Origin of the sequence: Acidovorax sp. 107 (assembly GCF_003058055.1) — a bacterium.
In the GTDB taxonomy this organism is placed as follows: domain Bacteria; phylum Pseudomonadota; class Gammaproteobacteria; order Burkholderiales; family Burkholderiaceae_C; genus Acidovorax.
Genome location: NZ_QBTZ01000001.1, coordinates 1,101,976 through 1,111,227 on the forward strand (window position 1 = coordinate 1,101,976; position 9,252 = coordinate 1,111,227).

A 9,252-nucleotide genomic window follows, 5' to 3' on the forward strand; every position below is an offset into this window, starting at 1 on the left:
ATTGTCGCCGCAGTTGCCAGATGCACCCTTGTCTGGCGCGCCCATGCCGGGGCATAGCACACATTGCCCGTCCCTTTGCGACAGGGAATGCGAGCGGCCCGGGCCCGCACGTAGCAACCGATAATCGGGCCGCCCTGTTTCTGTTGACTGTTTTCGGACCCGCACCCCATGGCTTTGCCCCTTGATACCACCGCCATCACCCACGGCATCCAGCTGGCGGTGGCACCCGTGTTTTTGCTCACCGCCGTGTCCGGCATGATCGGCGCGGTGGCAGGGCGCCTGGCCCGCATCATCGACCGTGCGCGCGTGGTGGAAGACCGCGCGCGCGTCAATGCCGAGCCCGAATTCCTGGCCCGTGCCTACAAAGAGCTGGGCGACTTGCGCTTGCGCGGGCGGCTGGCCAACGGCTGTATTGCTCTGTTGACGTTTTGTGCCTTCCTGATCGGCACGACCATCATCCTGCTGTTCCTGGGCGAAACCACCGACTTTCAGTCCAGCCGCCTCGCGGTGGGCGGGTTTCTGGCGGGCGTTGCCTGCTTTTTGCTGGCGCTGGTGTGTTTTCTGACCGAAACGCTGCTGGCCACACGGCTGCTCGACTTTCACATGCTGCAGCAAGAGGTGGAGGGGAGGAAGCCATGAAGTCGTTTTCCGATTTGGGCGGCCTGGTGTATTCCACCGAGTCGGGCCGCATGTGCCCCGCCTGCCGACAGCCGGTGGCGCAATGCGTGTGCAAACCGAACAAGCCTCTGCCCACGGGCGACGGTATCGTGCGTGTGTCGCGCGAGACCAAGGGGCGCGGCGGCAAGGCGGTCACACTGGTCAAGGGTGTGCTGGTGGACGAGGCCGCGCTGGAGCAACTGGGCAAGCAGCTCAAGGCCGCCTGTGGCAGCGGCGGCACAGTGAAGGACGGTGTGATCGAAGTGCAGGGCGACCACGTGGAACGCGTCATGGCCGCGCTGCAGAAGCTGGGGCACAAGGTCAAGCGCGCTGGCGGCTGAGGAGCCTAGGGCAATGGACGCAGAGAAACTGCAGCGGCTGGTTACCACCGAGATGCCCTACGGAAAATACAAGGGCACGCTGCTGGCGGACCTGCCTGGCAATTACCTCAACTGGTTTGCGCGCGAAGGGTTTCCCAGGGGCGAGCTGGGCCAGTTGCTGGCGCTGATGCACGAGATTGATCACAACGGATTGTCAGATCTGCTCAGGCCGCTGCGTGGACGCTGAGCGGGGTGTGCCGGGGCTGGGGGAGGGGGCTCTGCCCCTGCAGGCGTCCACCATAATGAGCGCCTTCAGACCTACAACCACACCGAGGAAATGCACATGAAGGGCAATATCGCTGCGATCGTTCTGGTCGTGCTGGGCGTGTTTTTTCTGCTGACCAACCTGGGACTGATCAGCATCAGCCTGCGCGAGCTGTTGCGCGTGTGGTGGCCGGTGGCGTTGATTGCGGTGGGGGTGGCGCTGTTCTTCACGCCGGGTAACAAGGGTAAGTAAGCCAGGCGCTGGCGACCTTCTTGCTAATCGCCAGTCTTCCCTCTTCAGCCTCGCCGGGCTTCTCCGCCGCCGTGGCGGTGTGCGCCGTGCTCATGGTCCTCTTGGCGGGGCTGCGCAAAACCGGGGTCGTGGGCAAAGTAGCCCCGGAACAGGTTGCGTGCAATGCCATGTGCCGCCACCTGCAGGTCGTGCGCCACTTCGGGCGCAAACAGGCGATTGGTGTGTTGCTGCCACAACCCCACCCAGGCCGCGAAGTGGGCGGGTGTGACGCCCTCCAGCGCCATGTGCTTGCCAAACACGTCCCCCTTGAAGCTGCGGGTGCCCAGGGCCACGGTGCTCCAGAAGTCCACCAGGCGTTGCAGGTGAGCGTCCCACTGGCCGTGCAAGGCCTTTTCAAACACGGGCCCCAGCAGCGGGTCCTGGCGCACGTCCCCATAAAAGCCATGCACCAGCCGAGTGATGCTTTCCACACTGGGGGGCGCGTGGGCCCCGCCGCTGTCGGGCGGAGTGGTTGGCAGGGTCATGCCTGCGCTGCGCCGCCGCTGCAGGCGCAGCCCGAGGGACCGCAGCCTTGCGACGACGGTGTCTCGCTGGCTTCGAACGACGGGAACAGCACGTTGTTTTCGAGGTGAATGTGGTTGATGAGGTCGTCGCCCAATTGGCCAATGCCTGCATACAGCGCGCGCCAGGTGTTGCAGGCGCCCTGGGGAGGCGTGGCGTCGTTCGTCAGCGCGTTCAACTTGTCCAGCGCCTCGCCGTGGTCCACATGCTCTGCGCGCATCATGCCAATGGGCTGGCCCACAAACGGGTTGCTGCCGGCCTTGAGCATGGGGAACAGCACCTGCTCTTCCTTGAGCATGTGCGAGAGCAGCTCTTCGTGCATCGTTTCGAGGTGGTCGGCCAGGCCGACAGGCACATGGGGGTTGTCGCGGTGCACGGCCTCCACGCGGCGGGCCATGCGGATCAGCTCGGGCAGTTGCTGGCGGTGCACATCGTGGTAGCGCACCAGGATGTGGTCGATGAGTGCGCTGGGCGACGCGGCTTCGGGCACGGCATCGCTGCGCTGCAGGGCTGCCAGCTCGGCCAGCACGGCATCCGGGTCCAGCCCCTTGTCGGCAGCCGCCTTGGCCAGGCTCACCTGGCCGCCGCAGCAAAAGTCCAGCTTCAGACGCCGGAACACTGCCGTTGCGCCCGGCAACTGCACGGCGATCTGGCCGATTTGCTGGTCGGTACTCAGTGGCAGCGGGGTGGCGAGGGCAGCGGTGTGCAGGGTGTCGATGCGGGCGTTCATGGTGGTCCTTTTAAAGATTCATATCGTGTGAATATTTTATCCAATAAAATTCAGGATGTATGCATCTTTTTGATTGATCTTCGGCAAACCCATGCGACTGACCCAATGGACTGACTACACGCTGCGCGTGCTGATGTATTGCGCCGCCACCGAGGGGCGGGCGCAGCCCGTCACCATCACCGAGGTGGCCGAGGGCTATGGCATCTCGCGCAGCCACCTCATGAAGATCGTGCAGCAGCTGTCTGCACAAGGGCTGCTGGAGACCACGCGCGGGCGGGGCGGTGGCATGCGGCTGATGCGGCCTGCATCGGAGATTCACATCGGTGCCGTGGTGCGAGCTACCGAGACGGATTTCAACCTGGTGGAGTGTTTTGACCCAGCCTCCAACCAGTGCCGCCTGAGCAGCCACTGCCGGCTCAAAGGCGTGCTGGGCCAGGCCATGCAGGCCTATCTGGCAGTGCTGGATGGCGTGACGCTGGCGGACCTGGTGGCACCCTCGTCACCACAGGGTATGGCGCTGCAGGTCATGGTGGCAGCGCCGCGCGCGGGCAGTGCCCGCCGCATTCCCCCTATGGTGCCCGGATTGCCGGGTGAATACGAATTTGAATGAAAACGCGGTAATGCGCTAGTGCCACATGCCTGAATAGCTATTAAATTAATAGTATTCAGCGGGTGCCCTGGACCCTGGGGGCGCCAGGCCGCTCAGCGCAGCACTTCCAGCAACCGGTCGAGCCCACCCTGGTTGATGGCCACCTTGGCCTGGGCGCGCACGGCGGGCTTGGCGTGGTAGGCCACCGACAGGCCGGCCGCGCCCATCATGGGCAGGTCGTTGGCGCCGTCGCCCACGGCGATGGCCTGCCGCGGCGAGATGCCCATGAGCGAGGCCACTTCGAGCAGCGTGCGGCGCTTTTCGGCGCCGTCGCAGATGTCGCCCCAGGCCTGGTCCACCATACGGCCTGTGAGCTGGCCGTCTTGCACTTCCAGCATGTTGGAGCGCGCAAAGTCGATGCCCAGGCCTGCCTTCACGCGGTCGGCAAAGAAGGTGAAGCCGCCCGAGACCAGCAACGTGGTCAGGCCCGCTGCCTTGGCGGCGGTGATCAGCTCCTTGGCGCCGGGGTTGAAGCGCAGGCGCTCGGTGAACACCTGCTCCATGTGCTGCACCGTCACGCCCTTGAGCAGCGCCACGCGTTGGCGCAGGCTCTCCTTGTAGTCGGTGATCACGCCCTGCATGGCCGCCTCGGTGATCGCGGCCACCTCGGCCTTGCGGCCGGCGGCATCGGCGATCTCGTCCACGCACTCGATGTTAATGAGGGTGGAGTCCATGTCAAAAGCGATGAGCTTGTAGGCAGACAGGGACAGCGGAGGCTCGATGCCCTGGATGACGAGGCCAGGGGCGAATTCGGTAGCGTGGGTCATGGCAGAAAAAGGGGAACAAATGCGGGGGTAAGAACCCGCAATGGTATCCCCGGCAGGCTGCCACACCCGCCATGCATCGCTCTAGGCGCTATCCTGGGACGGCTGCAGACGCCACACCCGGCGCCAGGGCTTTCGTCAGATCCTTTGCTTAGCGCGGATGCGGCATGTTTTGGCCGCCGCCCGTCAGCGCCTTGGCGGCCGGATTGGGCTGGGGCGGCTCGTTCATCTTGACCAGGAACATGCGCACAAAAAAGGCGGCCATGCAAATCATGAACCCGATGCCGATGATGCTCATCAGGCCGTAGTCGGTAGAAAACAGATCGTTCAGCAGCTTCATGAAGACCCTCCTCGTTGTGGTGGTGTTCACCACTATCGGGCGGTCCCTGCGGCGGCTGCTTGTGCTGCGTCAATGACTGTGGCGTGCGGGCAAGACGCAGGTCAAACCATGGCGGGATAGCGGCCCGTGCCCTCGGGCCAGGGCGTGAGCACCTCGAACCCGTCGGCCGTCACGGCCACCATGTGTTCCCACTGGGCAGAGAGCGAGCGGTCGCGGGTGACCACCGTCCAGCCGTCGGCCAGCTCCTGGGTATCACGCTTGCCGGCGTTGATCATGGGCTCGATGGTGAAGACCATGCCTTCCTCCAGCCGCAGGCCCTGGCCGCGCTGCCCGTAGTGCAGCACCTGGGGCTCGTCGTGGTAGATCTGCCCGATGCCGTGGCCGCAGTATTCGCGCACCACGCTGAACCGCTCGCGGTGGGCCACGCTCTGTATGGCATGGCCCACGTCGCCCAGCGTGGCGCCGGGGCGCACCTGGGCGATGCCTGCGTACATGGCTTCGTAGGTGGTGTCCACCAGGCGGCGCGCCAGCGGGCTGGGCTCGCCCACAAAGTACATGCGGCTCGTATCACCAAACCAGCCATCCTTGATGATGGCCACGTCGATGTTGATGATGTCGCCTGCCTTGAGCACCTGCCCGGGCGACGGGATGCCGTGGCAGATCACGTGGTTGACCGAGGTGCACACCGTTTTGGGATACCCCAGGTAGCCCACGTTGGCGGGGGTGACTTGCAGTTCGTTCACGATGTAGTCGTGACAGAGCCGGTCCAGTGCCTCGGTGCTGACGCCGGGCTGCACATGCGGCGTGATCATGTGCAGCACGCGGGCGGCCAGGTGGCCGGCCTCACGCGCCTGAGCGATTTCGGCGGGGGAGCGCAGGGTGACGCGGGATGACTTCATTGAACACGCCGCCCGCTGTGGCCCGGCTTGGCGGCCACCGAGGCCGCCACCGTGTCCAGATCGAAACCCCCAGCCTGCTCGGCGCGGATCAGCAACTGGCAGATGTCGCTGTGGTCGAGGTTGGGATGCAGCTCGGCCAGCATGCCGATGCGCATCCAGTGCTCTGCCTGTGCGTTGATGGAGCGAGACAGGGCGTTGCTGGCAACGCGCAGGTTCTCGTGCATTTGGTCTGAAATTTTGACAATACCCATGCAGCGAATTGTATGCGAAACATATATGTTTTGTATCGCTTCCTGCCTGCCTGCCTGCGGTGCGTGGGGTGTGCGTTGGCAACGCTGCGCTACTGCGGAGGCCGCTTCAGATAGAGCTGGTCCGACCAGGTGGCCAGCCACTCGGGCTTGAACGCCACGAAGATGGCAACGAGCATGCCCGTCACAAAACCGTCGCCCCAGGCCATGAGCCAGCGGGCCACCAGCGAGAGTTCACTGCCCACGCCGGGCAACAGGTGCCCGCTCCACTGCGACAGCACGCCCGCCAAAAACACGCAGGCCACGGTACCCAGAAACGCCCGGCCCAGCACATAGACAAAAGGCTGGGTGCCGACAAAGCGCCGCACCAGTGCGCCCAGCGCCAGGGTCAGCGTGGCGGGTACCACACCCAGCCAGACGGCGGCACCCAGCGCATCGGCCCAGTCCAGGGCGGGTGAGAGCAGGCCCGCAATGGCGCCGACTGCCAGCAGCACCGGGATGGCCAGCGGCCAGCCCAGCATCAGCACCACCAGGCCCGCGCCCGACCACTGCAGTTGCAGCGGCATGGCGTGGAGCGTGGGCAGCGCCCACAGCCAGGGCAGGAACACGAGAGTTGCCAGCAGAGGTGTCAGCAGCGGCGACAGGGAGCGTTGTCCATCTTCTTGTCGTGCCGCACCCTTTGGCTGCTCCAGAAGGCGCCAGGGTTGCGTCCACAGCGATACGGCCAGTGACAACAGAAGGAGCGCGGCTTCAATCAGCATGGTGATAGCGGGCGGCGTTGATGCTGAAAGTGCTGATGGAGGTGGCGCAACAGGGCATCGCTGGCGGTGCTTGCGAGGGTTGCGTTGATCTTGGAATTCTCGCATCCACCGCGCCAAATGCTTGCCGCGCTCCGATCCGTCAGCGATTCATCCGACGTATCGCATCAAGGGTTTGACTTCAGCATTCCGGTGGTAGTGGCGGCCCCCGTCAGTGTCTGAGATGTTGCGGTACCGGTCCCTGGGTCAGATGCGCTGGTCCTGTCGCATTCCGACCGGACTGATCGTGCGCTGGGTCTCTGTTCACCTGAAGTCCTTGTACTTTCTTGATGTGAGTCAAGAATTGGCTGCACGGTCGCTACTCCGCCATAAATTGGTTAGCACTTTGGGGATTGCCCCCCAGAATGGGTCTCTTGGAGGCTCATCCATGATCAACAGATTTTTGAATCGGGTGTCGCCGTTTCGAAGTGTTCGGGCGCGCTTTTCCGCAGTCATGGGCGGATCCGGCATTGTTTTGGGCCTCGCTTTGACATTCTTCATGGAATGGCATCTGGAGGACGGCTTGAGCAACTCCGCTCGGGACGCGCTCAATGGGGTGGCAGACGAGATCGCCCATGAGCTGAAAGAAGACCTCGCCAGCAGGCAGCGCGAAGTTTCGCTGATGGCCGGCATGATCGGTCCACACCATGCCCTGGATCCCCACTCCATCCAGCAGGTGATGGATGGGCTCCAGCGTCGCGAGGACACTTACGCCTGGATTGGGCTTGCAGATATGCGGGGTCGAGTCACTGCCGCCACGGGCGGGATTCTGCGGGATGTCGATGTGTCCGCCCGGCCCTGGTACTCCGCCGGGTTAAATGGCGTTTTTGTCGGTGACCCGCACGATGCGGTTTTGCTCGCCAAATCGCTGCCTCCGCGGGCTGACGGCGAGCCCTTGCGTTTTCTGGATGTGGCTGCGCCCGTCCAGAATGCACAAGGCAGTGCCATCGGGGTGCTCTCAGCGCATTTGCACTGGGACTGGGTCCATCGGGTGGTTGTCGAGGCAGTGAACAAGCGCCGCAAGAAGGCCCGCATCGAAGTCTTGATCGCAAACCGTACAGGCGAGTGGCTGCTGCAGCTCAATACCGATACGAAGGTCGCAAGCAACTCGCTACAAGCCGTGTTGCAGGACCCAGCGTACTTGATCGTCTCTCAGCCAGTGGTGACTGAAGTTCCCCCAGATGGCCTGGGCTGGACGGTGGTGGTCCGGGAGGATGTTGCCACCGCGTATGCGCAGGTTTACGAGATCCGCAAGCTGATGCTGGCCTTCACTGCACTGGTGGCGGTGCTGTTTGCATTTGCCTCCTGGATGCTGGCGGGCCGATTGGTCCGGCCAATCGTGGCCCTGGCAGATGCAGCCAAGTCTCATACAAACGTCATTGGTACCAGCAGCGCACAGCCAGGACGCAAGGCCCTGGACGAAACATTGGTGCTGGGGGCTGCCATGGACCGCCTCGCTCATCGCGACAGGCTGACAGGGCTGCTCAATCGCGAAGAACTGCTCAACCGGTTGCACCACGCCATTGAACGCGCTGCTGTCCAGCACACTGCTGCAGCGTTGTTGCTGGTCAATCTTGACAATTTCAGCGTGCTCAACAACACGCGGGGGCACGAGGCTGGCGATCAAATGCTCATTGCAGCGGCCGGTCACCTGCAGCAACTGGAGGAGTCCGGGGCCGTCTTGGCGAGGATTGGAGGCGATGAATTTTTGGTGCTGGCCGAGAACCTGGGCAGCGATCCTTCCCTGGTCCAACGGCGAGTCACCGCGATGGCAGCGGATGCGCTGGAGCACTTGCGGGGGCCGTTCGTGCTGGGTGGCGTGGCCTGCCCGGGGCAGGCGTCCATTGGCATTGCGCTGGTAGGTGACGACTTGGCAACGGCCGACGATATCCTGCAGCGCGCGGAACTAGCGATGCTGGAGGCCAAGAAGCGCGGCAAGGGGCAGGCTGTGATGTTTGATCAGAGCATGCGTGACGCGCTGCATGAACGGGTGCAATTCGAACAGGCCCTCAAGGGAGCGATTCCAAGTCAACTCATCGCTTACTACCAACCCCAGGTCCACGTGGCAACGGGGTTGATAGGGGCGGAGCTTCTGGTGCGATGGCGTCACCCCGTGCTGGGCATGGTGTCCCCAGCCCGTTTCATCCCCTTGGCTGAAGAGACTGGCCTCATACACCCCTTGGGCCGGTGGGTACTCGAGACTGCTTGCCTTCAACTGCGTGACTGGGAGTCCGACCCAGCCAGGAACCATCTGGTGTTGGCCGTCAACGTCAGTGCCAAGGAGTTTCGCGAGCAGGGTTATGTCCAGGGGGTGTGCAGCATTCTGCAGGCCACGGGCGCCAATCCGCAGCGCCTGAAACTGGAGCTGACCGAAAGCGTATGGGCCGAGGATGTGGAGGAAATCGTGGCCAAGATGCAGAAATTGAAGGCCCTGGGTATCCGCTTCTCGCTGGATGATTTCGGCACGGGTTTCTCCTCGTTGGGATATCTGAAGCGCATGCCGCTGGATCAGCTCAAGATCGACCAGTCGTTCGTGCGCGATGTCGTCGTGAACGCCAGCGATGCCTCCATAGTCCGGGCCGTCATTGCGTTGGGGCAGGGGCTGGGCCTTGAGGTCATTGCCGAAGGCGTTGAGACCGTAGCGCAGCGCGAGATGCTTTGCCGCTACGGGTGCACCAGCTATCAGGGTTACCTCTTCGGTCGTCCAGCGCCTGTTGAAGAGTTCGCTAGTGAGATACAGAACGGCTGGAGCACCTGAGCGAGGCCGCGC

General features: G+C 63.5%; 13 protein-coding genes. 6 read left to right on the top strand and 7 right to left on the bottom strand.

Annotation, left to right across the window (positions count from 1 at the left end):
* Positions 1–168 precede the first annotated feature (168 nt).
* The 4 genes from C8C99_RS05230 (at position 169) to C8C99_RS24020 (ending at position 1,494) form a co-directional block, all read left to right on the top strand.
* Positions 169–639, top strand: coding sequence for a DUF2721 domain-containing protein (locus C8C99_RS05230; RefSeq protein WP_056638396.1), 471 nt, complete (start codon positions 169–171; stop codon positions 637–639).
* Positions 636–998 carry a translation initiation factor Sui1 gene (locus C8C99_RS05235; RefSeq protein ID WP_108625155.1) on the top strand — a complete coding sequence of 121 codons (363 nt, stop codon included), beginning with the start codon at positions 636–638 and terminating at the stop codon, positions 996–998. The genes C8C99_RS05230 and C8C99_RS05235 overlap by 4 nt, the downstream gene beginning before the upstream one ends.
* A gap of 13 nt (positions 999–1,011) precedes the next feature.
* Positions 1,012–1,224 (top strand): DUF3820 family protein, encoded by a 213-nt coding sequence (locus C8C99_RS05240; protein ID WP_108625156.1) that lies wholly within the window; start codon positions 1,012–1,014, stop codon positions 1,222–1,224.
* Between the two features lie 96 nt (positions 1,225–1,320).
* Positions 1,321–1,494: a LiaI-LiaF-like domain-containing protein gene (locus tag C8C99_RS24020; protein WP_199226324.1), complete on the top strand. Its 174-nt coding sequence runs from the start codon at positions 1,321–1,323 to the stop codon at positions 1,492–1,494.
* A 44-nt stretch (positions 1,495–1,538) separates the two neighbouring features.
* On the opposite strand, the gene C8C99_RS05245 is transcribed toward C8C99_RS24020, so the two are convergent.
* A complete protein-coding gene (locus C8C99_RS05245; RefSeq protein ID WP_108625157.1) occupies positions 1,539–2,018 on the bottom strand; it encodes a group III truncated hemoglobin in 480 nt (159 codons plus the stop codon).
* Positions 2,015–2,785: an iron-sulfur cluster repair protein YtfE gene (gene ytfE / locus C8C99_RS05250; RefSeq protein ID WP_199226326.1), complete on the bottom strand. Its 771-nt coding sequence runs from the start codon at positions 2,783–2,785 to the stop codon at positions 2,015–2,017. The genes C8C99_RS05245 and ytfE overlap by 4 nt, the downstream gene beginning before the upstream one ends.
* A gap of 91 nt (positions 2,786–2,876) precedes the next feature.
* Between ytfE and C8C99_RS05255 the strand changes: the two genes are divergently transcribed.
* Positions 2,877–3,395, top strand: a complete 519-nt coding sequence (locus C8C99_RS05255) for an Rrf2 family transcriptional regulator (protein ID WP_108627049.1) — start codon at positions 2,877–2,879, stop codon at positions 3,393–3,395.
* A gap of 92 nt (positions 3,396–3,487) precedes the next feature.
* Here the strand turns inward: C8C99_RS05255 and serB are convergent, their stop codons facing one another.
* The 5 genes from serB to C8C99_RS05280 form a co-directional block, all read right to left on the bottom strand.
* A complete protein-coding gene (gene serB / locus C8C99_RS05260) occupies positions 3,488–4,201 on the bottom strand; it encodes a phosphoserine phosphatase SerB (RefSeq protein ID WP_108625158.1) in 714 nt (237 codons plus the stop codon).
* Positions 4,202–4,349: 148 nt separating this feature from the next.
* Positions 4,350–4,538: a DUF3149 domain-containing protein gene (locus tag C8C99_RS05265; RefSeq protein ID WP_056638411.1), complete on the bottom strand. Its 189-nt coding sequence runs from the start codon at positions 4,536–4,538 to the stop codon at positions 4,350–4,352.
* A 101-nt stretch (positions 4,539–4,639) separates the two neighbouring features.
* Entirely contained in the window at positions 4,640–5,437 is a 798-nt protein-coding gene (map, locus tag C8C99_RS05270; RefSeq protein WP_108625159.1) for a type I methionyl aminopeptidase, read from the bottom strand.
* A complete protein-coding gene (locus tag C8C99_RS05275) occupies positions 5,434–5,688 on the bottom strand; it encodes a ParD-like family protein (protein ID WP_015014749.1) in 255 nt (84 codons plus the stop codon). Before C8C99_RS05275 ends, map begins: the two co-directional genes overlap by 4 nt.
* An 89-nt stretch (positions 5,689–5,777) precedes the next feature.
* A complete protein-coding gene (locus C8C99_RS05280; protein ID WP_056638421.1) occupies positions 5,778–6,446 on the bottom strand; it encodes an energy-coupling factor ABC transporter permease in 669 nt (222 codons plus the stop codon).
* A gap of 424 nt (positions 6,447–6,870) precedes the next feature.
* Between C8C99_RS05280 and C8C99_RS05285 the strand changes: the two genes are divergently transcribed.
* On the top strand, positions 6,871–9,240 hold the full coding sequence (locus C8C99_RS05285; protein ID WP_146186013.1) for a bifunctional diguanylate cyclase/phosphodiesterase: 2,370 nt from the start codon (positions 6,871–6,873) through the stop codon (positions 9,238–9,240).
* Positions 9,241–9,252: the final 12 nt, after the last annotated feature.

What these genes read in the sequence shown, in the direction of transcription:
- C8C99_RS05285 (WP_146186013.1), top strand. Translation starts at nt 6,871, where the DNA reads ATGATCAACAGATTTTTGAATCGGGTGTCGCCGTTTCGAAGTGTTCGG.
- C8C99_RS05280 (WP_056638421.1), bottom strand. Translation starts at nt 6,446, where the DNA reads ATGCTGATTGAAGCCGCGCTCCTTCTGTTGTCACTGGCCGTATCGCTG.
- C8C99_RS05255 (WP_108627049.1), top strand. Translation starts at nt 2,877, where the DNA reads ATGCGACTGACCCAATGGACTGACTACACGCTGCGCGTGCTGATGTAT.
- C8C99_RS05245 (WP_108625157.1), bottom strand. Translation starts at nt 2,018, where the DNA reads ATGACCCTGCCAACCACTCCGCCCGACAGCGGCGGGGCCCACGCGCCC.
- C8C99_RS05230 (WP_056638396.1), top strand. Translation starts at nt 169, where the DNA reads ATGGCTTTGCCCCTTGATACCACCGCCATCACCCACGGCATCCAGCTG.
- serB (WP_108625158.1), bottom strand. Translation starts at nt 4,201, where the DNA reads ATGACCCACGCTACCGAATTCGCCCCTGGCCTCGTCATCCAGGGCATC.
- C8C99_RS05240 (WP_108625156.1), top strand. Translation starts at nt 1,012, where the DNA reads ATGGACGCAGAGAAACTGCAGCGGCTGGTTACCACCGAGATGCCCTAC.
- C8C99_RS05265 (WP_056638411.1), bottom strand. Translation starts at nt 4,538, where the DNA reads ATGAAGCTGCTGAACGATCTGTTTTCTACCGACTACGGCCTGATGAGC.
- C8C99_RS05235 (WP_108625155.1), top strand. Translation starts at nt 636, where the DNA reads ATGAAGTCGTTTTCCGATTTGGGCGGCCTGGTGTATTCCACCGAGTCG.
- C8C99_RS05275 (WP_015014749.1), bottom strand. Translation starts at nt 5,688, where the DNA reads ATGGGTATTGTCAAAATTTCAGACCAAATGCACGAGAACCTGCGCGTT.
- C8C99_RS24020 (WP_199226324.1), top strand. Translation starts at nt 1,321, where the DNA reads ATGAAGGGCAATATCGCTGCGATCGTTCTGGTCGTGCTGGGCGTGTTT.
- ytfE (WP_199226326.1), bottom strand. Translation starts at nt 2,785, where the DNA reads ATGAACGCCCGCATCGACACCCTGCACACCGCTGCCCTCGCCACCCCG.
- map (WP_108625159.1), bottom strand. Translation starts at nt 5,437, where the DNA reads ATGAAGTCATCCCGCGTCACCCTGCGCTCCCCCGCCGAAATCGCTCAG.